22 protein-coding genes and 1 pseudogene are annotated in these 23,827 nt (G+C 62.9%); 10 read left to right on the forward strand and 13 right to left on the reverse strand.

Features of this window, described 5'->3' with window-relative positions; genetic code table 11:
* Together ACFQX9_RS34585 and ACFQX9_RS34590 are read right to left on the reverse strand one after the other, a co-directional pair.
* Window positions 1–1,113, reverse strand: coding sequence for an ABC transporter permease (locus tag ACFQX9_RS34585; RefSeq protein WP_377791731.1), 1,113 nt, complete (start codon window positions 1,111–1,113; stop codon window positions 1–3).
* Window positions 1,110–2,222, reverse strand: a complete 1,113-nt coding sequence (locus tag ACFQX9_RS34590) for a BMP family ABC transporter substrate-binding protein (protein ID WP_247441361.1) — start codon at window positions 2,220–2,222, stop codon at window positions 1,110–1,112. Before ACFQX9_RS34590 ends, ACFQX9_RS34585 begins: the two co-directional genes overlap by 4 nt.
* 404 nt (window positions 2,223–2,626) lie before the next feature.
* Here ACFQX9_RS34590 and ACFQX9_RS34595 point away from each other — a divergent pair, with 404 nt between their 5' ends.
* Window positions 2,627–3,886, forward strand: a complete 1,260-nt coding sequence (locus ACFQX9_RS34595) for an allantoate amidohydrolase (RefSeq protein ID WP_377791732.1) — start codon at window positions 2,627–2,629, stop codon at window positions 3,884–3,886.
* A gap of 96 nt (window positions 3,887–3,982) precedes the next feature.
* Window positions 3,983–5,357 (forward strand): annotated as a pseudogene (locus ACFQX9_RS34600) (hypothetical protein).
* Between the two features lie 10 nt (window positions 5,358–5,367).
* On the opposite strand, the gene ACFQX9_RS34605 reads toward ACFQX9_RS34600, so the two are convergent.
* The gene (locus ACFQX9_RS34605; protein ID WP_377791733.1) at window positions 5,368–6,687 is read right to left on the reverse strand and encodes a dicarboxylate/amino acid:cation symporter; all 1,320 of its coding nucleotides are present in this window, start codon (window positions 6,685–6,687) and stop codon (window positions 5,368–5,370) included.
* Window positions 6,688–6,901: 214 nt separating this feature from the next.
* Window positions 6,902–7,123, reverse strand: a complete 222-nt coding sequence (locus tag ACFQX9_RS34610) for a hypothetical protein (RefSeq protein ID WP_247290522.1) — start codon at window positions 7,121–7,123, stop codon at window positions 6,902–6,904.
* Between the two features lie 349 nt (window positions 7,124–7,472).
* Here ACFQX9_RS34610 and ACFQX9_RS34615 point away from each other — a divergent pair, with 349 nt between their 5' ends.
* Window positions 7,473–7,655, forward strand: coding sequence for a hypothetical protein (locus ACFQX9_RS34615; protein WP_377791734.1), 183 nt, complete (start codon window positions 7,473–7,475; stop codon window positions 7,653–7,655).
* Window positions 7,656–7,674: 19 nt separating this feature from the next.
* Here ACFQX9_RS34615 and ACFQX9_RS34620 read toward each other — a convergent pair whose 3' ends face one another.
* From ACFQX9_RS34620 to ACFQX9_RS34630, 3 genes are all read right to left on the reverse strand, one after another.
* On the reverse strand, window positions 7,675–9,051 hold the full coding sequence (locus ACFQX9_RS34620) for a VWA domain-containing protein (protein WP_377791735.1): 1,377 nt from the start codon (window positions 9,049–9,051) through the stop codon (window positions 7,675–7,677).
* A gap of 5 nt (window positions 9,052–9,056) precedes the next feature.
* On the reverse strand, window positions 9,057–10,004 hold the full coding sequence (locus tag ACFQX9_RS34625; protein ID WP_007601482.1) for a MoxR family ATPase: 948 nt from the start codon (window positions 10,002–10,004) through the stop codon (window positions 9,057–9,059).
* A 147-nt stretch (window positions 10,005–10,151) separates the two neighbouring features.
* Window positions 10,152–10,352, reverse strand: coding sequence for a hypothetical protein (locus ACFQX9_RS34630; protein ID WP_377791737.1), 201 nt, complete (start codon window positions 10,350–10,352; stop codon window positions 10,152–10,154).
* A 223-nt stretch (window positions 10,353–10,575) separates the two neighbouring features.
* On the opposite strand from ACFQX9_RS34630, the gene ACFQX9_RS34635 reads away from it, so the two are divergent.
* Complete coding sequence (locus ACFQX9_RS34635; protein WP_377791738.1) at window positions 10,576–11,550, forward strand: quinone oxidoreductase family protein; 975 nt, start codon at window positions 10,576–10,578, stop codon at window positions 11,548–11,550.
* A 142-nt stretch (window positions 11,551–11,692) separates the two neighbouring features.
* On the opposite strand, the gene ACFQX9_RS34640 is transcribed toward ACFQX9_RS34635, so the two are convergent.
* Window positions 11,693–11,968: a hypothetical protein gene (locus ACFQX9_RS34640; RefSeq protein WP_085350634.1), complete on the reverse strand. Its 276-nt coding sequence runs from the start codon at window positions 11,966–11,968 to the stop codon at window positions 11,693–11,695.
* Between the two features lie 95 nt (window positions 11,969–12,063).
* A complete protein-coding gene (locus ACFQX9_RS34645; protein ID WP_007612810.1) occupies window positions 12,064–12,672 on the reverse strand; it encodes a S24 family peptidase in 609 nt (202 codons plus the stop codon).
* A gap of 165 nt (window positions 12,673–12,837) precedes the next feature.
* Between ACFQX9_RS34645 and ACFQX9_RS34650 the strand changes: the two genes are divergently transcribed.
* Together ACFQX9_RS34650 and ACFQX9_RS34655 are read left to right on the forward strand one after the other, a co-directional pair.
* Window positions 12,838–13,365: a GcrA family cell cycle regulator gene (locus ACFQX9_RS34650; protein WP_377791739.1), complete on the forward strand. Its 528-nt coding sequence runs from the start codon at window positions 12,838–12,840 to the stop codon at window positions 13,363–13,365.
* A 46-nt stretch (window positions 13,366–13,411) separates the two neighbouring features.
* Window positions 13,412–13,987, forward strand: a complete 576-nt coding sequence (locus ACFQX9_RS34655) for a hypothetical protein (protein ID WP_377791740.1) — start codon at window positions 13,412–13,414, stop codon at window positions 13,985–13,987.
* A 43-nt stretch (window positions 13,988–14,030) separates the two neighbouring features.
* Here the strand turns inward: ACFQX9_RS34655 and ACFQX9_RS34660 are convergent, their stop codons facing one another.
* On the reverse strand, window positions 14,031–14,387 hold the full coding sequence (locus ACFQX9_RS34660) for a hypothetical protein (protein ID WP_026233220.1): 357 nt from the start codon (window positions 14,385–14,387) through the stop codon (window positions 14,031–14,033).
* Window positions 14,388–15,130: 743 nt separating this feature from the next.
* On the opposite strand from ACFQX9_RS34660, the gene ACFQX9_RS34665 reads away from it, so the two are divergent.
* Window positions 15,131–15,316: a hypothetical protein gene (locus tag ACFQX9_RS34665; protein ID WP_007612798.1), complete on the forward strand. Its 186-nt coding sequence runs from the start codon at window positions 15,131–15,133 to the stop codon at window positions 15,314–15,316.
* Window positions 15,317–15,447: 131 nt separating this feature from the next.
* Entirely contained in the window at window positions 15,448–15,789 is a 342-nt protein-coding gene (locus tag ACFQX9_RS34670) for a phasin (protein WP_007601491.1), read from the forward strand.
* A 188-nt stretch (window positions 15,790–15,977) separates the two neighbouring features.
* Here the strand turns inward: ACFQX9_RS34670 and ACFQX9_RS34675 are convergent, their stop codons facing one another.
* The 3 genes from ACFQX9_RS34675 to ACFQX9_RS34685 all read right to left on the reverse strand — a co-directional run bounded on the left by ACFQX9_RS34675 (window position 15,978) and on the right by ACFQX9_RS34685 (window position 19,374).
* Window positions 15,978–16,295: a cytochrome c gene (locus tag ACFQX9_RS34675; RefSeq protein ID WP_085350637.1), complete on the reverse strand. Its 318-nt coding sequence runs from the start codon at window positions 16,293–16,295 to the stop codon at window positions 15,978–15,980.
* A gap of 292 nt (window positions 16,296–16,587) precedes the next feature.
* Complete coding sequence (locus ACFQX9_RS34680; protein WP_247372826.1) at window positions 16,588–17,418, reverse strand: alpha/beta fold hydrolase; 831 nt, start codon at window positions 17,416–17,418, stop codon at window positions 16,588–16,590.
* Between the two features lie 159 nt (window positions 17,419–17,577).
* The gene (locus tag ACFQX9_RS34685; RefSeq protein ID WP_377791741.1) at window positions 17,578–19,374 is read right to left on the reverse strand and encodes a ShlB/FhaC/HecB family hemolysin secretion/activation protein; all 1,797 of its coding nucleotides are present in this window, start codon (window positions 19,372–19,374) and stop codon (window positions 17,578–17,580) included.
* A 130-nt stretch (window positions 19,375–19,504) separates the two neighbouring features.
* On the opposite strand from ACFQX9_RS34685, the gene ACFQX9_RS34690 reads away from it, so the two are divergent.
* Window positions 19,505–20,785, forward strand: coding sequence for a FecR domain-containing protein (locus ACFQX9_RS34690; RefSeq protein WP_377791742.1), 1,281 nt, complete (start codon window positions 19,505–19,507; stop codon window positions 20,783–20,785).
* Between the two features lie 60 nt (window positions 20,786–20,845).
* The gene (locus tag ACFQX9_RS34695; RefSeq protein ID WP_377791744.1) at window positions 20,846–23,584 is read left to right on the forward strand and encodes an EAL domain-containing protein; all 2,739 of its coding nucleotides are present in this window, start codon (window positions 20,846–20,848) and stop codon (window positions 23,582–23,584) included.
* The last annotated feature ends 243 nt before the right edge of the window (window positions 23,585–23,827 follow it).

Genomic DNA, 23,827 nt, shown 5'->3' on the forward strand with positions numbered 1-23,827 from the left:
TCAGGACTTTCCCTTCAGAAACCCGATGCGGCCGTAGAGCGCATCGCTGGCCAGCACGAAGACGAAGATGATGCCTTGCAGCACCAGCACGGATGCATCCGGCAATCCGAGGCGGCGCTGCAACAGCCCGCCGCTGGCGCTGATACCACCGAGCAGGATCGCGACGGGGATAATGGCGAGCGGATTTTGCCGCGCCAGGAAGGCGACGAGAATCCCTGTGAAGCCGTAGCCTGCGGCGAGGTTCGCGTTGGTGCGCCCCTGCACCGCGGCGACCTCGACCATGCCTGCAAGACCCGCGGCGCCGCCGGCGAGGAAGCAAACGATCAGGATCAGCTTGCTGACATTGAGACCAACGATCTTCGCAGCGCGGATGTTGCCGCCGGCAACACGCGCGGCGAAGCCAAACACAGTGTGATAGATCAGGATATAGGCGGCGAACGCGGCGATCAGGCCGAACACGAGACCCCAATGCACATCGGTGCCGGGGATCGATCCGATCATGTTGGCCGTGCCGATCTCGCGGGTCGACGGCTTGTTCAGGCTGCCGGGGTCGCGCATTGCGCCTTCGACGAGATGGTTGAGGGCCGCGAGCGCGATATAGACGAGCAGCAGGCTCGAGATCGTTTCGTTGACGCCGCGATATTGCCGTAGCGCGCCCGAAAGCATGACCCAGAGGCCGCCGCCGATCACGCCGGCGACGACCATGGCGATCTGCACGATGAGCGGCGGCATGCCCTGAAGCACCAGTGCTGCGCTGGTTGCCGACAGCGCGCCGATCAGGAGTGCGCCTTCGCCGCCGATGATAACCATGCCGAGCTGCGCGGGCAGCGCCGTGCAGAGTGCGGTAAGGATCAGCGGCGCCGCGCGCGTCAACGTGTTCTGCCATGAGAACCAGGTGCCGAACGCGCCGTAGTACATGTAGAAATAGAGGTCGAGCGGGCTCTTGCCGAACATCGCGACGAAGATGCCGAAGACCCCGAGCGCGCCGGCCAGCGCCGCGCCCGGGATCAGGACATATTCGATCGCTCCGCCGTGACGCTGGAGGAATCCCGGATCGGCGGCCGGGGCAACGGTCCCGACCGCTTCAGCGAGATCTGCAGCTTCCGTCGTCACGAAGTCGCCCCGACCACGCCCTCCACGAGATAGTCCATCTTCTCGAGTTCGGGATCCTTCTGGCCGCGATCGGTGCCGGCCGCGATCACCGTCTTGCCCTTGTTGTCGACCAGCCCTCCCTTGAAGATGGCGTAGCCGTCACCGGACAAGAACTTGGCCTTGACGTCGTCGGCGTGCTTGCGCGCCTCGGCGGAGACCGCTTCGCCATAGGGCGAGGTCTTGACGATCTCCTCCTTGAGGCCGCCGCGATAGAAGTTCGGAATGCTCTCGCCGGCGGCGATCATCTTGACGAACTTGGGGTACAGCGCTTCCCAGTTCCACTCGGCGCCCGTGAGATACGCTTTTGGCGCGAGCGGCGACTGGTTGACGTGATAGCCGCACACCATGGCGCCCCGACGCGCGGCGTTCTCGACCATGGTCTTCGGACCGTCGACATGGCAGGTCAGTACGTCGACGCCCTGATCGATCAGGCTGTTGGTGGCCTCGGCTTCCTTGACTGGCATCGACCAGTCACCAGTGAAGATGACCTGCGTGGTTGTCTTGGGATTGGCAAGCCTCGCGCCGAGCGCGAATGCGTTGATGTTGCGCAGCACCTGCGGGATCGGTTTCGCGGCGACGAAGCCGAGCTTGCCGCTCTTGGAGCTATAGCCGGCGACGATGCCCGAGATGTATTGGGCTTCATCGATGTAGCCGAAATAGCTGCCGGCGTTTTTCGGGTCCTTGTCGCTCCACAGGCCGCCGCAGTGCTCGAAGTGCAGCTTCGGGAATTTGTTGGCCATCTTGACCATGTGAGGATTGTAGTAGCCGAAAGAGGTCGGGAAGAGCAGGGTGGCGCCGTCGAGATTGATCATGGACTCGATCGTCTTCTCGACCGCGTCGGTCTCCGGCACCTTCTCTTCTTCCACGACTTTGAGGCCGGGAATCTTCTTCAGCGCCGCCGCGCCCTGCGCATGCGCCTGGTTGTAGCCATAGTCGTCCCGCGAGCCGACGTAGATGAATCCGATGGTGGTCTCGGCCGCGAAGGCCGGACGAATGCCCGTCGCCGCACCGAGGGTGACGGCCGCGCCGCCCTGCAACAAATGACGTCGTGAGATCCTGCCAAATTCCATTGCTTGCTCCCTTTGGCGGATGCACCGCCTCATCTCGCGCTGCGCCGGTCTGGCGGAGCCCGGGATAGATTGTCGCAAGCTTCGTGCCAGAGGCTACCGAGGGAGGATTTCCACTTAAGTTATTGAGAGTAATTTGCTATTTTCGGTGATCCGAGCTTGATCAGGAAAGCAGCAGATGAAAATATAGGCAGTATTTTATGATTGTATGCAATGGAGTTAAGCAGTCTTACCCGGCTTAGGCATGTGCATGACGAGGGCCGGGTGGTCTGCCGGCGATCGCATTCATGCTAACCACGCGCTGATCGGAACGATGTCGACAGCGTGATTTCGCTGGCATCGAACTTGAATCGATAGCCGCCAGGACTGCCGTCGCCGCGGTCCCAAGAGATGGAAAGCCCGCCGAGATGGTTGCTGGTACCGCCGTTCATAATGGTTCGCTCGGCGAAGAGATCGTGCGAAGGATCAACGAGCTCGCGGCGATCTCGGAAGAAGGCGACAAGCTCACCCGCATCTATCTGACCGGCGAGCTGCGCAAGGCGGCGGACCTCATCCTGAGCTGGATGCACGACGCCGGTATGAATGCACGTCTCGACGCGATCGGGAATGTCTGCGGGCGCTACGAAGGGGAGCGGCCGGGCGCGCCCTGCCTGATGCTCGGCTCGCACTACGATACCGTGCGCGATGCCGGCAAATGGGACGGGCCGTTGGGCGTGATCACGGCGATCGCCTGCGTCGCCGATCTCAACCGCCGCGGCAAGCGCCTGCCGTTCGCGATCGAAATCGTCGGTTTTGCGGATGAGGAAGGGGTGCGCTTTGCCTCGACCCTGCTCGGCAGCCGCGCGGTGGCCGGCACTTTTGACGAAAGCGTCCTCAACACACGCGACAGCGATGGCGTCGCGATGCGCGATGCGCTGGTGCAGTTCGGGCTCGACCCCGATCATATCGGCGCGGCCGCGCGGGCCCGGCGCGAGCTGCTTGCCTATCTCGAGCTGCACATCGAGCAGGGGCCGGTGCTGGAAACGCAAAACCTCCCCGTCGGAGTTGTCACTGCGATCGCGGGCGCGACACGGCTTGCCGCGCGGCTGACCGGCATGGCGGGGCACGCAGGCACGGTGCCGATGGCGCTCCGGCGCGATGCGTTGGCGGGCGCGGCCGAATGCATCGGTGCGATCGAGCAGTTTTGCCGCACCGACGAGGGTGGGCTGGTCGGCACCGTCGGCTACATCCAGGCGAGGCCCGGCGCAACAAACGTCATTCCGGGCGAGGTGTCGTTCACCATCGATATGCGGGCGCCGACCGACATGCACCGCAAGCGCGCGGTCGCCGATGTCGTGAGGCAGATCGAGGCCATCGCAAAGCGCCGCCAATTGACACTTCAGCTCGACGTCACCCACGAGAACCGCACCGTGCCCTGCGCGCCCTGGCTCAAGGAGCAGATCGCGCAGGCGATCAAAGCGGAAGGTTTTTCCGTGTTCGAGCTGCCGAGCGGGGCGGGGCATGACGGCATGGCCATGATCGACATTGCCGACGTCGGCATGATCTTCGTTCGCTGCCGCGGCGGAATCAGCCATCACCCCGACGAGCATGTCGAGCTCGCCGATGCCGACGCCGGCGCGCGGGTGTTGCTGGGGCTGATCGAGAATTTTCGGCCGCGGCAAGGCTAAACTGAGCCCGCAAGTCACGGGATAGAGACACGAATCAGACAGGTCTGGAGCCGCGACGGCCTCCCGCCGGACCACGAGACCCATTCGACGGCGCCTATGAACAGCGGCATCTCTTCTCCATCCCATCGCGAAAACCGATTTTACCAGGGTATGGCGGCGACCTTCGTTGCCAACGCGCTTCAGGCGGTGAATTTTCTTAGTGATCGATTCCTGAGGCAGTCACATCATCCGTTCACGGCCATCGAGAACCTTTACCGGCACTCGATGGACAGTGCTTTTGCGGTATCTGAGTCCTTTCTCGTTACGGGCGCGCCGCACGCTTCTGCGTACTATCCGCGCGACTTTGCCTGGTTCTATCCCGACATCCTCGACCCCGACACCATCATGGATTCGCTGGATGCGGTTCGCCGGGCTCGTCTGCTCGAAAAGAGCGTCCGCCTGCTGCTGGAAGCGGTTCGCGCCAACGTCGTCACGACGACGGTCGTCCCGGCTGGGCGCGCCCGGTATCTCGGCGTGAACTATTTCTCGCGCCCTTCGGATACGCTGCTCGGCATTCTGGCCGGCCTGCGGCAGATGATCTCTGCCGAGGAGAGAGCGTCATCCTATCTGGCGATGTCGCAATGCGTGCATGCCGGTCGCCTGCTGCTGGCCGAATATTGCGGTGATCTGAAGCGCGCGATCCTCCAGCTCGCAAGCGAGCTCGAGCCGTTCAATGATGATGGCTCTACGTATTTGCTGTGCGATGCCAGTGCTCCGCGCTCTGCGGCAACCGACACGCGCGCCGAGCGCAGGCGTTTCGTCACCAATGCCTGCGTCTACACGACCTTCGTGTGGGGCGTGCGGCTCGGGATCATCGACGAGAACGAGCTGAAGCGGCGGCTCGGACGCGACCTGGCGCAGTACAAGAGGGACCTGCTCCGCCTGTTCGGCAAGGGTGGCTATATCGGGCATTCCCTGGATGGCCCCCGAGGCTCGCCGGGTTTCCTCGGTCGCGCTGGATTTCGTCAGTGTGCATCGCGGCTTCTGGGATATGAACGAGCCGGCCGAGCGCGCGCTGTTCGCAGCCACGGCGGATCTGATCATTGCGGAGCCGCGCTTTCGCATCCCCAGCACATTCCACTTCCTGGTGTCCGCGGATAATCCGCGGAACAAGATGATCCACAAGATCGCGGCTCCCGCCTATCAGGGACGTTCCTCCTGGCCGACGTTCAACGTCGAATTCGCGGATCGCATGCTGGACTATGATGAATTCTCGTGCAGCGATACCTACCGTTCCTGCGCCCAGGGAATTCTGAAGGACATTCGCACCGCAACCGAAGTCCACGGCGGCTATCAGGAACTGATCTCGGAGCACGGCCTGCAATATCGCACCTGGGCCTACAAGGGCGCCGTGGCCCACTCCTGGTTTCCGCGTTTCCTCTCCGTCTGGAGGAGGGCGCATGGAACGCCGCTCCTCCAGTGGCATGACTGAACGGCGGTCGTTACCCCGCCGTCACGTCCACAAGCTCGCCACCGTCGAGGACCTTGGCCGCCTTGGCGCGGTCGAGGTCGCCTTCCCAGGCGGCCACCACCACGGTCGCAACGCAATTGCCGGTGAGGTTGCCGACCGCGCGAGCCATGCCGATGAACCAATCGACCGACAAAACCAGCACGAGGCCGATCGCAGGGATGCTGGGCACCGCGTTCAGCGTCGCCGCCAGAATCACGATCGCGGAGCCCGGCACGCCATGCGCGCCCTTGGAGGTGATCAGGGAGACGCCGAGCACCAGTAGGAGGTCGCCGAAGGACAGCGGCGTGTTGGTCGCCTGCGCGATGAAGACGACCGCAAGCGTCAGGTAGATCGAGAACGCGTCGAGGTTGAAGGAATATCCGGTCGGAATCACGAGGCCGACGACGGAATCCTTCACGCCCATCCGCTCCAGCTTCTTCATGATCTGCGGCAGCACGGCGTCGGACGAGGCGGTCGCGAGCACGATCGTCAACTCCTCGCGCAGGTAGGCGAGGAATTTGAGGATGTTGATACCGGCAAGCGCCATGACGCCGCCGAGCACGCCCAGCACGAAGATGCCGACCGAGACGTAGAACAGCGCCACCAGTGAGACGAGCTGCTTGAGCGAGCCGACGCCGTATTTGCCGACGGTGTAGGCGACTGCGCCGAGCACGCCAAGTGGAGCAACGCGGACGATAAGGCCCATGACGCGGAACAGCACGGTCGAGGCGGCATCGATCATCGACGTCACGAGCTTGCCCTTCTCGCCGCCGACCAGTGCGAGGCCTACGCCGAACAGCACGGCGAAAAACAGCACCTGGAGCACGTCGTTGCGCGACAACGCATCGAACGAGGTGCTCGGGATCACGTTGAGGAGGAAGGAGCCGATGCCGCCGCCCTGAAGCTTGTGGGCGTTGTCGGCATAGGTATTGAGCGCCTTGGCGTCCAGCGTCGAGGGGTCGATGTTCATGCCATGGCCGGGGCCGAGAGTGTAGGCCAGGATGAGACCTACCACGAGAGCGACTGTGGTCATCACCTCGAAATAGACCAGCGCTTTGACGCCAACCCGTCCGACCTTCTTGAGGTCGCCCGCGCCGGCAATGCCGTGCACGACGACGCAGAACACGATCGGCGCCACGATCATGGAAATCAGCTTCAGGAAGGCGTCGCTCAGAATCTTGAGCGAGATGGCAAAATCCGGCGCGGCCACGCCGAGAATGATGCCGAGGATCAGCGCGGCCAGGACCTGGACGAACAGCGACGTGTAGAGCGGCTTTGGCTCGGCGGCCGGGGCCGCGGCAATGGTCGACATGGTGACTCCCCCGTTTTGACGACGTCTCGATCGTCGAAAGGAGCAACTAGCGTGCCAGATTGTCGCGGTTTTCGCTGAGGAGGAGGTCTATTCGGTCGTTTTGCGGTGCGACCGGCATCCGCATCGGCACCGGGAAACCGTTCCAGGTGCCGTCGGTCACGTGGACAGGCGATTTTGCGGTCCTACAGTCGCGTTCTGCGCGCGCGTGGCCGCATCACGCCGCGAGATCCAGCAGCCGACACGATCCGCGTACCAGCACCTTGCGTCCATTCGGCGTCATAACCGGCACGCCGTCGCAGACGACGACAAGACCGAGCTTGACGAGGCTCTCGATGAGATAGGCCTTGGAAAGCCGACCGTTCGACACCGGATTGCGAAGCGCCTTCAGAACCTCCCATTGGTCTGGCGAAAGATCGAAGTCGATGTCGTTGCTCATGTTGCCTCAAGCCGTAGTGCCGTTCGTGCGCCTCTGTTAGAGGCGCTGCATGAAGACCGTGCGACGACAATGAGTCGGGAATTCGGTGAGGCGTTTAGAACTTCTCTTCACAAATTGCTGCACGCCATTGCGCCACAAGAGTTAAGATCGCTCGCTCCCGCGGATCGTCCTGCGCCTCGATCACATATTGATGATGTGGGCTTGATGTTGGTGCGCGAATTACCGCACTGCACGGGAAGCGCTGCTGTCTCATTCTGCGTCGCAATATGCACAGAAAGCATGAGACGAAGGGTCGGATTCTGTTACGCTGATTCGCGGGGAATGGCTTCACATGGCAGGAGTGGAGTGCATGAACAGACTGGTCGAAATTCGCAGTCAGGAATCCCTGTGCCGGGAGCGCGCCGCGCTTGATTTCCAGCGCCGGGTTTTCTGGCTTGCGCAAGCTCAGGAATGGGAGCAGCGCGCGCTTGACGAGATCGCCTATCATTTCCGGGAGTGCAATGTGGCTCAGACGGAGCTGGGGCGAAACTGACGTCGGCTGTGGGTAAGGCCTACTGATAAGTCGCCACAATATCGGACACCGCGCGCTCGAGCTGCTGCGCGGTGGCGCACTGGCGCACCACGCTGCAGAAGGTCGCATAGCGCGGCATCTCGGAATCGCCAAAGCCCCAGGCGAGACGTCCTTCGGGATTGAGCCACACCAGTCGCTTCGAGCGCTCAGAGATGCGGCGCAGGATGTCGGCGCGCGGATCGAGATTGTTGCTGCGGGCATCGCCCAGCACGATCACCGTGGTCTGCGGCGTCAGCGCGCTCATAAACTCCTTCTCGAAATCGGCCAGCGACGAGCCGTAGTCGGAGGAGCCGAAGCCGACCTTGGACATGATCTCGGCCATCGCCTCTTCCGGCGGTTTCGATTCCAGGATGTCGCTGACTTCGATCAGATGCGAGGAGAAGGCAAAGGAATGGACGTCGTCGACCACCTCGTGCAGCGAGTGGATCAGGAGCAGGAAGAAATCCGAGACCTGTGCGACCGACCCCGAGACATCGCAGAGTGCCACGATCTTCGGCCGATCGCGATGCTTGCGCTTCCAGGCCGTGAGAAAGGGGATGCCGCCCCAGGCGGCATTGCGGCGCAGCGTGCGGCGGACGTCGAGATGACCGCGCCGTTGGCGCTTGCGTGGTTTCGAATAGCGCTCGCGCAGGCGCCGCGCAATCTGGCGGATGAGAGCGCGCATCTCCGCGACATGGCGCCGCTCAATGCGGGCAAGCGGCGCGTTGCGTAGAATCTCGTTGCGGAGGTTTTCAGCCTCCTCGCGGGCATAGAGCGCAAGCCCCTGCGCGACGGTGTCGCGGACGGCTTCGCGCAAGGCATCGAGCGCGGAGCGAAGCCGCTCGGCCAGTGCCGGATTGGTCGCGGTCAGCTCGTCGAGATCGTCGCGCAGCCGCTGGAGCCCCATGGCGTCGAGGATGCGGCTGGAGAAGATGCCGCGCTGGGTGGAGTAGCGGATGTCGGATAGGGAGGCCGCACCTGAGGCGCTGGCGATCGCGGCGGTGATCGCGTTGCGATCCTGCGACAGCAGCATCTGCGCGAGGGGACCCAATTCTGCGGGAGGCGAACCGGCGCTCGCATCGCTGGCCGCGCCCGACGACGGAGATTGATCCGCGTCCTCCGAAACATCGTTGCTGTCGGCTTCAGGCTGTTCCTGCCGCGGCTCGGGCTGGCTGAAGAACAGATCGAAACAGTCTCCGAGCGCGAGCTTTTCGTCCTGCGACTTGGCGAGCGTCAGAAGGAGCGCATCGCGCAGGATCGTCCGGTCGAAGACGCCGACCTGCGCGACCGCACGCATCGCATCGATGCTTTCGGCCGGCGAGACATGGACCCCGGCGCCCCGTGCCGCACGGAAGAAACGATGAATATTCTCGCGCATCGCCGTCAACCGAAGACGTTGGATCGTGCTGCCTTGGCAATGAAGGTCGTAATCTGAGGCTGAGCCGCCTCGATGTCGGCCTCGTATTTCAGGAGTACGTTGAGCGTGTCCTTGACGATCTCGGTGTCGAGCTCCGAGGCCTGCAAGAGCACCAGCACGCGTGCCCAGTCGATGGTCTCGCTGACCGAAGGCAGCTTCTTCAGGTCGAGCGAGCGGATTTCGTGGATGAAGCCGACCATCTGCCGCCGCAGCGTCTGCGAAATGTTGGGGACGCGGCTCTCGACGATGCGCTCCTCGAGCCGCTGCTCGGGGAAGCCGATGTGCAGATGCAGGCAGCGCCGCTTCAGGGCGTCGCCGAGATCGCGCTCGCTGTTGGAGGTGAGGATCACCGTTGGCGGCGTGATCGCGGAGACGGTGCCGAGTTCTGGGATCGTGACCTGGAAATCGGAGAGAATTTCCAGCAGCAGCGATTCGAATTCCGCATCCGACTTGTCGATTTCGTCGATCAGGAGCACGCAGCCGCCCGGCTGCTCCAGCGCTTGCAGCAGCGGCCGCGGCTCGACGAACTCCTTGGAGAAGAACACGTCGCCGAAATCGTGGAGCTGATTAAGTGCAGCGTGCAAAGTCTGCGCGCCGCCGAGGACTTCCCCGAGCTTGTCCTTGAGGATCTGCGTGTAGAGAAGCTGCTTGGCGTATTTCCATTCATAGAGCGCCTTGGCCTCGTCGAGGCCTTCGTAGCACTGAAGGCGGATCATCTTCAGGCCGCGCCAGGCCGCGATCGCCTTGGCAAGCTCGGTCTTGCCGACGCCCGCGGGTCCTTCGACCAGGATCGGCTTCTCGATCTGTTGCGACAAATAGACGGCGGTCGCGATCTGCCGGCTCGCGATGTAGCCTTGAGCGGCGAGGCCGCTCTCCACTGCCTCGATCGCTGTCGAGGGCTTCTGTTCAGCCACGAAAAGGCGCTCCCAAAGGTCTTGATTGAGGCTTGTTCTGCCTGCGTTCACGGCAAAGAACAAGCCTCGTTTGGGAGAGGCCAGACCCGCGCGAATGGGCGTTTTTCCGCTCAACGCAAATAGTCGGGTGGCTAACCGGCCGCGCGATCAGTGCCGCAGCAACTCCGGCTTGCGGATCGTCTGTCTGACCTCGGCGCCGCAATCGGCGCATTCATAGACGAAGTCGATCTTGGCAAGACCCCAATGCGGTTCGACCTCGCGCACATACATTGGAAGGAACCCCATGCAAGCAGGGCAAATCACAGGCGCGATCTCGATATCCTGATGATGCTGTACATAAGCTGGCATCTCGGCTCTCCTTCGCAGACGACCTCCAAACCCGCGCGAAGGCTACTGCCGGCCGGCAAAAGGCCGACATCAACTCTTTCGAACAGAGGCGGAACGGCGGAGGTTTGTCGTTCGCTGTGACATTCTTGTTACGTCTCTGTACTGTGACGGGTGGACCAAATACCTATTTCAAAGCCCGATCCGATATTCGGATTTTGACCTCAACGATAAGGGAGCAACGCCCATGACGCATGCCATTCGCTTTCACAAGACTGGGGGTCCGGAAGTGCTGGTCTGGGAAGAAGTCATTGTCGGCAAGCCCGGACCGGGCGAGGCGCGAATCCGCCATACCGCCGTCGGTCTCAACTTCGTCGACATCTACAATCGTTCGGGCCTTTATCCGGCGCAACTGCCGAGCGGGCTTGGTAGCGAGGCTGCTGGCGTCGTCGAGGAGGTCGGGCCTGGCGTCACCGATCTGAAGCCCGGCGATCGCGTCGCCTACGGCGCCTCGCCGCTCGGGGCCTATTCCGAGGCGCGGCTGATCCCGGCCGACCGACTGCTGAAGCTGCCGGACGGTGTCGACGACAAGACCGCAGCGGCGATGATGCTGAAGGGGCTCACAACGCAATATCTGATCCGGCAGACCTATCGGGTGAAGGCCGGCGACACCATCCTGCTGCATGCGGCCGCCGGCGGCGTCGGCCTGATTCTCTCCCAGTGGGCCAAGCATCTCGGCGCAACCGTGATCGGCACCGTCAGCAACGACGAGAAGGCCAAGCTCGCCAAGGAGCATGGCTGCGACCATGTCATCATCTATAGCCGCGAGGATTTCGTGAAGCGCGTGGACGAGATCACCGGCGGCAAGAAGGTGCCGGTGGTCTATGACTCGGTCGGCAAGGATACGTTCTTGAAGTCGCTCGATTGCCTCGCGCCGCTCGGCGTCGCCGCGCTGTTCGGTGCGTCCTCCGGCGCCGTCGAGCCGCTCAATCTCGGTCTGCTGGCGCAGAAGGGCTCGCTCTACGTCACCCGGCCGACGCTGTTCACCTACGCCGCCAAGCGTGAGAGCCTGGTCGCGATGGCGGGCGAGCTGTTCGATGTCGTCAAGTCCGGCGCGGTCAAGATCGAGGTGCGCCAGACCTATCCACTGAAGGACGCCGCCAAGGCGCATGCCGATCTCGCCGCGCGCAAGACCACGGGATCGACCGTCCTCACGGTGTGATCTCCGACCGGGCTGTGGCGCAGGCTGGCAGAGCGTTTCGAGCGAACTGGATTCCGGTTCGCGTAGAGAAAACGCGTCAAAATAAGAAATCCAGGGCCCGTTCCGATTCGATCGGACGGAAAAGGTCGGCCCTGGGCCTGCGTTATGTCCGCTCGTGCTTACGCAGATCGCGGGCGTGATCGAGGCGGAGAGCCTGGAGGTCGACTTCTTCGGGCGGGATCCGGGGCAGGGCAGCCTCAGCGAGGATCGCCTCGGTCACGTCTTCGACCGAATTCTCCACGATTTCCTGGATGAACGAGATATTCCGATATTCACCTGAGGCAACGCGGGAAATGACCTCGCGCCTGGTGATTTCAGGGTCGACCACTGCCTCGCGGCCGCGGCGCCCATAGTCGCTCATCACGACGAAATACTGCATGAAACGATCCTGCCGTGCCCATGGTCGGGAACGGCAGAGTATTTCCGAAAAACGGAATCAAGTCAGGTGAATTTCGTAAAAATGGAAATTGCAGCCTACTTGCTCCTCTTGCGCGGGCGCGCCGACTTGGCGCGCAGCCGCTCCAGCTGCCCCTTGGGCATGGACAGGCAGATCTCGCCGACCCACTCCAGTTTCACGCCGACGATCTGCTTGGCATTGAAGCTGCTGAGATTGACGACGGAGGGGGATTTGCCTCGTTCGATGGTCTTCAGATAGCGCTCGCCGGTCTTGAGCCGGACCACGGCCTCCTCGCCGTAGAAGCTCGACAGGGGATGGCGCTGGTCCTTGTAGACTACGATTACGTCGCCGCTCTCGTATTTGGGCAGCATCGAATCGCCCACGATCTCGAATGCGATGGTCTCCTCCATGATCGGAAAGGGCAGCGCGATGTCGCCAAGGCCTTCGGGGGGAACCTGCTCATAATCCGGCTCGATCACGGCACCGGCCCCGACGCGGCCCATGATCGGCGCGAGATTGAGCTCGAGATATTCCATGATCGGAATGATTTCCGAAGCCTTCACCAGGCGTTCGCCGCCGAGGATCTCCGAGACAGCGCCGGGGCGTACGCCCATGGCAGCCGCCAGGCCGCCCTTGCTCTTGCCCGTCTTTTCCAGGCCCCGTTCGATCATTGCAGCGTCCAACATGGTGATTCCCTCGATTGTCCATCGTCCGTCTCTTGTAATCCGAAATTCGGAATTGATGCAATTATGAATATCAGAATTATCGCTTGACTTCGACTTCGGAATACCGGAATGTAGGCTCCGCCTCGCGGTCGTGCGATCGGAGGAGGCGCATCACAGGACAGCAGCATGGAACCGGCTCATTGGCCGTCGGAGCACTCCGACGCGCTTCGCGACTATTTTCTCAAGGGGTTGTCTTATGCGGAGATCGGAAGACAGATTAACGCAAGGTTCGGAACGGCTTACACGCGCAACACGGTGGTCGGCCGCGCCAAGCGGCTCGGGCTGATCGTGCAGGTGCGGATGACGAGCCCGTCGATCGTGCCGGTGCTGCCGTCTGGAGCCTGTCTTATCCTCCCGCACCGTCCCGCGTTACTGAACCTGCCGCCGAAATCCGCGACGAAGCCTGCCGCGCAGGTCAAATTGCGCTGCGTCGGCGTCCAGCCGCGCCTGGTCCCGTTGGTCGAACTCGCTGCCGAGGACTGTCGCTATCCCTATGGCGGCGACAAGGACGGGGAGGAGATTACCTTCTGCGGCCATCCAAGTGAGCCGGGCTCGAGCTATTGCACGCCGCATGCGCGCCTGACGCGCCGCGCCGGAGCTGGATCCGCCCGCGTCTCCGGCCCCGTCGTGCTGAGGCTGGTCTCTGCCGCCTGACCTGACGACCGCCCGTTCAATCGTCAATTTCGCAAGGAGTATCCGAGTGGCACGTGTCCGACGCAACAGGTCCTTTAAATTGGCGAATGTCTACGACCGACGCTCACGTGAGATACCGTTCAATGCGGAGGTGGCGGAAGTCGAGGTGGACAATCCGCTCGCGCTCGATCCCGGCGAGAAGATCATGGCCGTGCGGTCGATCCGCAGTGATCCGCTCGGCCGGCTGCATGCGCACCATCAGATCGACGAGGCGCAGTATCGGGGCGGGCGCGCCTTCCAGGACGATTGGGAGAGGGCCGAGCGAGGCCCTCAGGCAATGGACCCGACTCGCGAATATGTCGATGGCGCGCGCATGCGCGAGCCGGTCACCGAGAGCCAACGCCAGGCGGTGCTGCGGCTGAACCGGATCGAGCGCGAACTCGGCACAGACGGTGCCGCGCTAGTGCACGACGTGTTGGTGCTGGGCCTGACCATGGACGAGATCGGCCAGCGTCGCGCCCTCCGTACGCAGCGCTGGATCGACTATTTTGCCCGACGTTTCCGTGAATGCCTGGACCGGCTGGCACTGATCTATGGCTTTGCGACGGAAACGGGGAGACTGCGTGCAGGGCAACGAAGATGACAACGCGCCCGCGACCACGGTCGCGGGCGCGCCGGTCCGCTGCTTAGGGATGCGGTAGGATCTGGTAGGTCGTGGCATAGGGCTCGACCCGCAGCGAGGCGTTGGCCAAAAGGCCGATTCTGGCGGTCGGCGCCTGCTGCAATTCGCCGTTCGGACCGCGATGCACGTTGTATTGCCAGACGGTGAGATCGCCCTTCTGTGCCAGAGCATGTGCAACGGCGCTCGCATCATTGCCGCCGAGGGCCTGAAGCTCCTCCGTCGACAATCCGACGACGATTTCATCCTTGATGGTGACGATCTTGAACAGGTTCATCCTGGTCTCCTGCGCCCACGCGCTTTGTGTCGAGAAGGTGAGAAGCGCGACTGCGGCGCCCTTGATGAGATCGCAGCGAGAAAGCATGCCGTCGTCCTTTGGTGCTGGGGCGCCCGAATCGATCAATGCATCGGCCACGGCGCCCGTGATCTGCGTGACTGTTACGCCACCGCTTTGTCGTTTGCTCCTCGAAAACAGTTCACGGCCGGAAACAAATGCGGCCCGATGAATCCTGATGCGAAGAGGCAGGTCCAAGTCCAAGAGCTCGAGGGGACGGGTTGGATGAAATCCAAACGTCATAGTTTGTCTCTTGGTCAGAAGGCCGCGCTGTGGCTGCCGATCCATAGCGCGAGATCGACGCCTATTTCTTCGACGATACAACCGCCGACGCCAGATTCAACAATTACGTGTATACGCTGAAGAAGCACTGGTTCGCGTCCACCAACGTCCATTCACATCCGAAACAACACGAAACGCAGCGTCGATTGACGGCAATCGAGGCTGTATGCCTGATCGATGCCGCTTCTTGACGCAGGTGGGTGACGGCCGGCCCTATTCCTGTTATCCGGAATTGCCGTGGTGCGATGCAGACGAAGCATCGCTGCGCCAACCGTTAGGCTTGCCGGAGGGGTTGTTTCTTGACATAGTTGCAACCTGTTCAGGTGTGCGCGCTGCACATGTAGCTCGGCGTGCGAACACATCGGGCTTCCCCCCGGCCGAAGGCGCGCCGTCGCCATAGCATCCGGTTATGGCATCCAGTTGTGGCGTTGGGTTCTTAGTTGGGACCTCGATGTTGGATCACGAAGTCCGATGCTTGTCATAGGTGCGAGATGAAGAACCTCAATTTCGCAGCTGAGCTGCACCTCAAGCTCGGCGCGCCTGCAAGCGGCACCGTCGAAAGCCTGCGCCTGCTCCGCGCCTTTCTGAAGCTCGCGCCCCGGCAGCGTTTCGAGGTCATCAAGCTCGTCGAAGACCTCGCCACCGAAGAAACCCTCCCCGAACACCCCCTGTCCTGAGCCGGCTTGCGCGCCGGCCTTATGTTTTCCTGCCACAGCAGGCCGCCGGGCGACGTCTTCCCCGGGGCTGGACGCTGGCAGGCGATCCGGCAAGTGTGGTATTCAGTTCTGAAAACGGGAGGAGTGCGACCATGATCGAACCGAAGCTCGAAGTTCCGGCCGAACTGCGCGACCTGGCCGAGAAGACGATTGACCAGGCGGAAAAGGCATTCGGCATGTTTTTCGAAGCCGCCACCAAATCGATGACGACCGTTCCGGGCGCGGGGGCGGACGTGTCGAAGCAGGCGCTCGCTTTCACCGAGCAGAACATGAAGTCGGCGTTCGAGCATGCCCGCAAGCTCGTCCATGCGACCGACCTTCAGGAGGCGATGCGAATCCAATCGGATTTCCTGCGCAGCCAGTTCACCAGTGCCGGAGACCACATGCGCCAGATGACCGGCAGTCTGATGCAACCGGGGAAGGGCAAGTCCTAATTCTCGGTGTATTCACGGCGCGTCCACAGATTGGACTTGCACGGCGTGAATATCCGCACTGGTATTGGTCCATGATGGGCCGTCGAATGGACCTCATTCGCCGCCCATCACCCTTTCCGCTGATCCCTGTCGGTTCTCAGGCAGGGATTTGCATCTGTCGCAGGTGTCTTGACCAATCGGTCGCTCTGCTAACGCAGCGATGCGATGTAGGCCGCGATATCGGCGGCTTCGATCCGGCTCAAGGGGAAATTCGGCATCTTCGGGTGCGGGTCTAGCAGGAAAAAGGCGAGTCTTTCCGAACTGAAGTCAGGCCTGCGCGCAACGGACACGAAAGAGGGGACGTCGGCGCTCGCCTGAGTCTGGCCGTTCGCCACGACATGGCAGCTGGCGCACCAGCGCCTCGCAAGGTCGGCGCCGTGATCTGCGTCGGCGGCGAGAGCGGACGACGTGCCCACGCTCAAGGCCACGGCAACCAGCAGGCAAATTCGTCTCAAATGCCGGTGCATAGGGCAACCCTGTGTGTTGTTGGCTAGCGACGCCGTCCTCATCCGCAACACGAACCCGGAAACTGCGAGAGGTCGATGCGGGCGATGATCGACCGCAGCAGCTTGCGAGCCGAGCGATAGAGATGCCGGGCGAATCTCGGCGTCCTTGCCGCGGGCAGGCCAAAGCTTGTCGTATCGAGTCTTTTCGTATCAAGGCTTTCGATGGAGTGCGACACGTGCCTCTCCGAGATGGCGAGGCTCTTTCTATCGGGGTAGGCTTGCGGCAGCCTTGATCTGCCGCAAAGGGGCCGGACTAATAGTCGCCGGGGTTCATGATCATCGGGCTTCGTGTATCGGCCGGGGCGAGCGCGCTGCTGGCGCTGTCGCGCAGGAAGCGGTCGAGTGTCGCCTGGATCTTCTCCTTGACCGCATCGGGACCGCGATCGCTCATCTCGGTATGCTGTGCGCCAGTATGGATGATGTCGATGCCGCGCGCCTTGGCCTCTTCCGGCGTCGGCAGCACGCCGGGATCGGTTACAAAATGCGGATCCTTCGAGCGGAACGACAGGATCTTCATGTTGTCGCTAAGCACGAATGGCACTCGCAGATTGTCGAGCGTGATCACTTTCGACACCAGCTCCGGGTGCTGATGGGCGACATACATCGAAACGTCGCCACCGTTGGAATGGCCGACGAGCGTGATGTGGTCGTAGTCGGCATTCTCCTGCCGCCGCTTCAACTCGCCCAGGGTGAAGAGGATGTTGGCCTCGCAGCGGATATAGACCTCGCGCCGGCCGACATATTGCTGACCGGCCTTGGTCATCAGCGGCGGATCGCTCGGCAGATCCTGCTGGATGCTGGCGACGAGATAACCGCGTGCGGCGAGCACGTTGGCCAGGAAGGAATATTCAGTGGCCTTGACGGTATTGCCATTGCTGATGATGGCGAGCGGGAGCTTCCAGAGGCCAAGATTGGCCTTGGTCTCGTAGTCGCGCCGTACAGCGATTTCGACCGCAATCGGCCGCTGGCGGACGGCGTCGAACAGGGTCAACACCTCATGGCGGATCGCGAACCGGCTGACGACGAAATACTGGCCGACCCCGAGGACGCAGAGAAACGCCAGAACTGCAAACACCCTTTTCATGGTTCCGTCTCAAATCACTTTTGACTGAACATGGCCATTGGGAACTCCCGGATCGAGCGATCGTGAGCAAGTTACGGGATTAAATTTAGGCAAGGCTGTGCGCCTGGGGTCAAAAAAAGGGCTGCATGTCGGGGGCTACAGCGCGAAGGACAGGGGCGTTTACAGACAACCGCCCTTGCCGCGTTCGGAGCAGAGCCGCAACGCGCTTGACAGCGTAAACAGGAAGCGCGGGCTGCGGCGCTCGTTGTCGGGCGCCCGGTAGCTCAGGGGGACGGCCACGCCGAGATCGGCCTGGAAATCGTCCGGCAGGAAGAACCGCACGCCAGCTCCGGCCGAGGTCAGCGACAGGCCCTCGCTCAGGCGGTAACCGTGGTTCCAGACTGCACCGGCGTCACCGAAGGCGTAGAGCTGATAGCCGGTCCAGTAGCGGAAATTGAGCTTCTGGTCGAAGCGCAGTTCGAGCGAGCCGGCAAGACCGTTGTCACCGCTGATCTCGGCTGCGCCATAGCCGCGCCCGAAGGCAGCGCCGCCGAGATAGAATTGCTGCGAGGTGAACAGCGGCCGTGACGCCGTCTGGCTCGCAGCGGAGAGCTTGAGCGACCAGACGTCGTTGAGCGTCTGGTAGCGCGTGAACCAGAGGTTCAGCACGGAGAAGTTCGATGACGCGCCGTCGCGCGACAACAGGTCGTCGTCGAAATGCGAGGCACCGAAGATGTCGAGGCCCTGGCGGTAGGTCAGCGTCGCGAAATTGGTGCCGCCGAAATGATCCTGGAGCCGATAGTCGGCGGTCAGGCTCGCGGTCCTGATGTGGTCGTTGTACCAGGGGCCGTAAAGGTCATGCTCGGACACGTTGCTGAAGGTCGTCGCCGCGGTCAGGGTCAGCGAGGAGGATTGCGACTGCAATGGGACGATGCTGGCACGCAGCTCGAAGGCCTCGGTCGTGGTGATGTCGCTGTCGAGGCGGCGGGCATCGCCCGGCCGAACCGCGCTGTACAGCACGGACCCGCCGAGACGCACGCCGTCGACGCCGACAGGTGCGTCGTAGGACAGCCGCGCGAAGCCAAGCTGGCGGGGGTCGTTGGCGATGGTCGACAGGTTGACCGCCAGCGTGTCGCCGGGTGTGAGATAGGAGTTGAACGCGCCGGTCGCGTAGGTCTGCCACGGACCGACTGATGATGAGCCGAGATTGTCCAGACCGAATGAGGAGAAGACGTGCCACGTCTTCAAATAGACGATGAGGCGGAAGCGGCCGGTCGCACCGCCGATCTCCTCCAGTGCGGTATCGGTGATCCGGACGCCAGGTCTGCCGTTGACGAGAAAGAGCTGGCGCTCCAGCGTTGCCAGGCGCGACGGTTGCTCGGCCAGAACCGGCCCAAGCATCGGTCTCACGCCGAACTGCTCGGCGCCATCGCCTTTCAGCTCGGCCTGCACGATGGCGCCTTCGATCACCTGGATCCGGAGCAGGCCGTCGGCAATGTCCTGCGGCGGCACGATCGCCCGGCTCAAGTGAAAACCATCGGCGCGGTAGAGATCGCTGATAGCGCCGGCGATCGCGGCGAGATCCGCCTGCGAAACCTTCTTGCCGACATAAGGCTGATAGACCGCGGCGATACGATCGGGGGAAACGGCCCGGGCCCCGCTGACGTTGATGCCGCGCAGCATGAACTGAGGCTTGGTATCGCCGCCGGTGTTGGGCTGGTCGACTGTCGGGAGCCTGACCGGCGGACGGCTCAGCGATTCCCGCTCGGTTTGGTTTTCAAAATATTTCTGAGGTTGGCGCGGATCGAACCCCGGCTGGTTCGCCTGCTGCGCGAAAGCCTGAGGAACTCCCGCGAAGATCGGCGCCAACAGCACCGCTGTGGTAATGAGATGCCGCTTCCGAACGCGCGCGACTCGCTTGTCCTCGTAGTTTGACGGAGATGCGCCCGTGAAGCGGTAAGGGTTCGTTAGCCACATGATTTTTCATAGTTTTTTATGGTCAACGAATGGTTAACGCGACCGCTCCGGTGGTCGCTTCCTGCTAATCCTATGTTGAGTGATTTCGGATACCCCTCAAGGCCGGCTGTAACGCGGACTGAGGATCGTCATGCTGAACAAGGTTGGAATGCGGTGCGCCTTGGCGGCTGCGCTGATGCTGGGAACGGCTTCCGCCGCATCCGCTGCGGATGATGGCGTCTGGTCGGTTGGCAAGGCCACCGGCGAGGTGTGGGTCGCCACCAGCGGCGCTCAGCAAGTGTCCTTGAGTCAGCAGGAGGCGCTCAAGCCCGGCGACACCATTCGTACCGGACGTAATGGCCGCGTGCTCCTCGTCCGCGGCGAGGAGACCATCCTGATCTCTCCCAACTCGGTGGTCGGCTTGCCGACGGAGAAAAAGGACGGTCTCTCGACCACCATCATCCAGCAGGCGGGCTCGATCCTGCTCGAGGTCGAGAAGCGCAACGTCAAGCACTTCGAGGTCGAGACGCCCTATCTCGCCGCCGTGGTCAAGGGCACCCAGTTCAGCGTCACCGTGAATGCGGGCAGCACCAAGGTGGGCGTGCTTCGCGGCCAAGTCGAGGTCTCCGACTTCAAGACCGGGCAGATCGCCCAGGTCCTGCCGGGGCAGGCCGCCACCGTCTTCGAGCATGGCAAGCCCGGCCTCTCTCTGAGCGGCTCCGGTACCTTCAATCCGATCGAGCACGGCAAGCCGCGCGCCTCGAGCATCGAGCGCGTCCCGGTGCCGAAATCGGGTCTGTCGGCCCCGCGCAACGCCGCGAGCGGCCATGCGATCCATGCGCTCGGTCCGATCGACAAGGGCGCCAAGGCGGCCGGCGCGCTCAAGCCATCGCAACCGGCGGCCGGAGCTCACGCGTCCAAGGGCGGTGCTGCAAAGCCCGGCGTCGTGCGCATCTCGAGTTCGCTGGGCGAGGTCAAGCTCAACGTCCACAAGGTCACGCACGGGCTCGCCCACGGCGGCGGTGCCCCCGGACAAGTGCGCAACGCGCACGCCGGCACCGAGACGGTCTGGAGCGACTCGAAAGCGAGCACGACGGCATCCAACAGCACCGGCCAGACTGCGGTCACCACGAGCAGCGGCGTGACGGCTGGCAGCACCAGCTCCTCGGCCGCCAGCACGACAATAGCCGCGACGACGGCCGGTGCGTCCAGCGACGGCTCTGGCGGCGGCAGTGGAAATTCCAGTGGCAAGTCCAACCCCGGCAAGGGCAACTCCGGTAACGGCAATTCCGGCAATGGGAATTCCGGCGACGGTAACGGCAACAACGGCGCCACCGGTAACGGTAGGGGCAACAACGGCAACGGCAACGGCAACGGCGGCGGCAACGGCAGCAATGGCCACGGCAATGCCTTTGGCCACAACAAGCACTGAGGCGATTTCGTAGGGGATGAGGGGGCGTACCTGCAGAAGCAGGTGCGCGGGAGGATCGGAGTGACGCGCTATCGTCCGCATATTCTAGTCGTGACCGCGCTGGCGATCGTGCTGTCCACGGGGTGGCATGGTGCGCTTCGCAACGCGCTGACCGACCTGCGGTTCGCATGGCAATCGCGTGCCGCGAGCGGCAACGTCGTCGTGGTGGCCATCGACGCGCCCTCGATCGACCAGATCGGGGTGTGGCCCTGGCCGCGCCGGCTGCACGCGGAATTGTTGCACAGGTTAGAGGCCGCGGGGGCGCAGGACGTCGCTTTCGACGTCGATTTCAGCTCGCCATCCGATCCCGCCTCCGACGAGGCTTTCGTCAACGCGTTGCGTAAGGCCGGCGGCTCGACCATCCTGCCGTCCTTCAAGCAGCCCGCGCCGAATGGCGGCGCAGCTCACATCAATCGCCCCCTCAAGCCGTTCGGCAACCAGTCGTGGCCGGCGCTGGTCAATGTCGCGATCGAATCCGACGGGCTCGTTCGCCGCTATCCGTTCGGCGAGAAGCTCGGCGATGCCGTGATGCCGTCGATGGCCGTCGTGCTGGCCGGGCAGAACGCCAATCGGCGGCCGCCTTTCCTGATCGATTTCAGCATTCGGGCGAACTCGGTTCCGAGTGTCTCCTATGTCGACGTGCTCCGCGGCGAAACCGGCGCTCTGGACAAGCTGAGAGACAAGAAGATCATCATTGGAGCGACGGCGCTCGAGCTCGGCGACCGCTTCAGCGTTCCGAATGGCCGTATTATCTCCGGACCCATCCTCCAGGCGCTGGCAGCGGAATCGATCCTCCAGAACCGGATGCTGCGCTGGACCTCCGATACCGGCATGATCCTGGGTGTCGCTGGGATCTGCCTGCTGATGGTGTATTCGTGGCGCCGCTTCGGACCGGGAATTCGCGCCGCAATCCTGATCTCGGCCGGGGCGGTTTTCGAGCTGCTGGCGGTCCTGGTGCAAGCAAGATGGCCCTTCATCATCGACACATCGTTGTTCCACATCGCGATTGTGGCTTATCTGACGGCGATCGCACTCGACGAAATCGATTTCCGCGGTCTCTTGGGGCGCATCGCCGAAAGCCGCTTTCATCGTATCGCGATGTCGCTCGGCGATGGCCTCGTCTGCACCGACGAAGGTCAGCTGATCACCGTGTGGAATCCCGGCGCCAGTGCGACCTTCGGCTATATGCCCGCCGAGATCATCGGCCGCCCGTTCGAAACGCTGTGCGCCGTGTCGGTGGACGGTGACGCGAGGCCGTCCATGCGCGACGCCGCGCGCCAGGCCCTCCTGGTCCCTGGCGGGGCGGTCGTCGTCGAGTTCGAAGGGCGGCGCAAGAACGGTGAAACTTTCCCGGTCGAGGCGAGCTTCTCGGGCTGGCAGGGAACGGACGGCTTCCAGTACGGAGCCATCCTGCGCGATATCTCGGTCCGCAAGCGTGAGGCCGAACGCGTCAGATATCTCGCCGAGTACGACGCACTGACCGGTCTTGCCAACCGCAACACGCTGCATGCAGGGCTGGTCGGCATGATCGCGGATGCGGGGCAGCGCCCTTGCGAGGTCGCCCTGCTCGTGATCGGGCTCGACGGCTTCCAGAGCATCAATGACATGCTGGGTCATTCGGCCGGAGATCTCGTGCTGCAGGCGGTCGCTGGTCGCCTGAGAGCCGAGGCGCGCGGCGCTGTCGTTGCCCGGCTTAGCGGAGACGAATTCGCCATTGCGCGCAAAGGCGCCGATGGCGACCCGCCAATCGCAGAGTTCGCCGAGCGCATCGCGCGCGCCTTCGAAGCGCCGCTTGCGACCGGCACGCGGCAGCATCGCGTCAGAATCAGCATCGGCGTCGCCATCCATCCGGAAGGCGGGCACAACGCCGACGATCTCCTGAGCAATGCCCATCTCGCTCTGAGCAAGGCAAAGCTGACCCGGCGGGGCAGCCATGTGATCTTCGAGAGCGCGATCCGGGAGGAGCTGGAGAACCGGCTGACGCTGGAGAGTGAATTGGCGCTTGCCGCCGATCGCGGCGAGTTCGAGCTGTTCTACCAGCCCCAGGTTCGCCTGGTCGACGCCAGCCTGGTCGGGGCCGAAGCGCTGATCCGCTGGCGGCATCCCGTGCGCGGCTACGTTTCGCCAGGAGAGTTCATGCCGGTGGTCAATAGCTCGGCCCTGTCCGAGCGGATCGGAAACTGGGTGATGGAGACCGCCTGCCGGCAGGCACGCGCCTGGGAATTGTCCGGCGACAGAGTGCGCGTCGCGATCAATTTGTCGCCCTCGCAGTTGCACTCCGGCGATCTGGCGCATTCGGTTGCGGGGATGCTCGAAGCGACGGGGCTCACGCCGTCGCTGCTCGAGCTCGAGGTTACCGAGGACATCCTGCTTCATGATGAAGCGCGCGTGCTCGACATGTTCAAACGCATCCAGCAGCTCGGCGTCCGCGTCCTGTTCGACGATTTCGGCACCGGCTATGCAAGCCTGAGCTATTTGAAGAAGTTTCCGCTCGACGGGCTCAAGATCGACCGGTCGTTCGTGTTCGGTCTGCTCGCGGATTCCGACGATGCCGCGATCGTCGGGTCGACCATCGGCCTCAGCAAACAGCTCGGACTGACAGTCGTGGCCGAAGGCATCGAGAATCGCGCGACGGCCGACTTCCTGGTGAGCATGGGATGCGAGGAAGGCCAGGGTTATTTCTTCGGCCGTCCGATGCCGGCGGAAGCATTCGAGCGGCAATTCCTCGCAGCCGAGTGCGCCGCCGTCAGTGCCGCCTGAACACTTGAGCTTCGATGAAGGTTCCCGCGACATCGCTCAAGTCGCAGGACGGCCGCTGACGGGAAAACCAGAAAGCTGATCGATCTTCCGTATCTGGCTTATCGGCGAAGTGTCGGCCCCTCCCAAGAGATCCGCTTATCAAGGCATGACGGACCAGAGTTGCTGACGTTGAGATCTTGGCACTGTGACCACAAGTGGTCATCGCGATGACCAGGAGCTGTTCTTACCGACAGCGCGCACAGC

The organism is Bradyrhizobium sp. GCM10028915, from assembly GCF_042666195.1.
In the GTDB taxonomy this organism is placed as follows: Bacteria; Pseudomonadota; Alphaproteobacteria; order Rhizobiales; family Xanthobacteraceae; genus Bradyrhizobium; species Bradyrhizobium canariense_D.

Bases quoted from the DNA above. Each gene is read 5' to 3' on its own strand.
- ACFQX9_RS34605 (WP_377791733.1), bottom strand. From the start codon at position 6,687: ATGTCGACCATTGCCGCGGCCCCGGCCGCCGAGCCAAAGCCGCTCTAC.
- ACFQX9_RS34615 (WP_377791734.1), top strand. From the start codon at position 7,473: ATGAACAGACTGGTCGAAATTCGCAGTCAGGAATCCCTGTGCCGGGAG.
- ACFQX9_RS34610 (WP_247290522.1), bottom strand. From the start codon at position 7,123: ATGAGCAACGACATCGACTTCGATCTTTCGCCAGACCAATGGGAGGTT.
- ACFQX9_RS34675 (WP_085350637.1), bottom strand. From the start codon at position 16,295: ATGCACCGGCATTTGAGACGAATTTGCCTGCTGGTTGCCGTGGCCTTG.
- ACFQX9_RS34670 (WP_007601491.1), top strand. From the start codon at position 15,448: ATGATCGAACCGAAGCTCGAAGTTCCGGCCGAACTGCGCGACCTGGCC.
- ACFQX9_RS34590 (WP_247441361.1), bottom strand. From the start codon at position 2,222: ATGGAATTTGGCAGGATCTCACGACGTCATTTGTTGCAGGGCGGCGCG.
- ACFQX9_RS34685 (WP_377791741.1), bottom strand. From the start codon at position 19,374: ATGTGGCTAACGAACCCTTACCGCTTCACGGGCGCATCTCCGTCAAAC.
- ACFQX9_RS34635 (WP_377791738.1), top strand. From the start codon at position 10,576: ATGACGCATGCCATTCGCTTTCACAAGACTGGGGGTCCGGAAGTGCTG.
- ACFQX9_RS34690 (WP_377791742.1), top strand. From the start codon at position 19,505: ATGCTGAACAAGGTTGGAATGCGGTGCGCCTTGGCGGCTGCGCTGATG.
- ACFQX9_RS34620 (WP_377791735.1), bottom strand. From the start codon at position 9,051: ATGCGCGAGAATATTCATCGTTTCTTCCGTGCGGCACGGGGCGCCGGG.
- ACFQX9_RS34645 (WP_007612810.1), bottom strand. From the start codon at position 12,672: ATGTTGGACGCTGCAATGATCGAACGGGGCCTGGAAAAGACGGGCAAG.
- ACFQX9_RS34680 (WP_247372826.1), bottom strand. From the start codon at position 17,418: ATGAAAAGGGTGTTTGCAGTTCTGGCGTTTCTCTGCGTCCTCGGGGTC.
- ACFQX9_RS34630 (WP_377791737.1), bottom strand. From the start codon at position 10,352: ATGCCAGCTTATGTACAGCATCATCAGGATATCGAGATCGCGCCTGTG.
- ACFQX9_RS34665 (WP_007612798.1), top strand. From the start codon at position 15,131: ATGAAGAACCTCAATTTCGCAGCTGAGCTGCACCTCAAGCTCGGCGCG.
- ACFQX9_RS34640 (WP_085350634.1), bottom strand. From the start codon at position 11,968: ATGCAGTATTTCGTCGTGATGAGCGACTATGGGCGCCGCGGCCGCGAG.
- ACFQX9_RS34660 (WP_026233220.1), bottom strand. From the start codon at position 14,387: ATGCTTTCTCGCTGCGATCTCATCAAGGGCGCCGCAGTCGCGCTTCTC.
- ACFQX9_RS34650 (WP_377791739.1), top strand. From the start codon at position 12,838: ATGGAACCGGCTCATTGGCCGTCGGAGCACTCCGACGCGCTTCGCGAC.
- ACFQX9_RS34595 (WP_377791732.1), top strand. From the start codon at position 2,627: ATGGTTGCTGGTACCGCCGTTCATAATGGTTCGCTCGGCGAAGAGATC.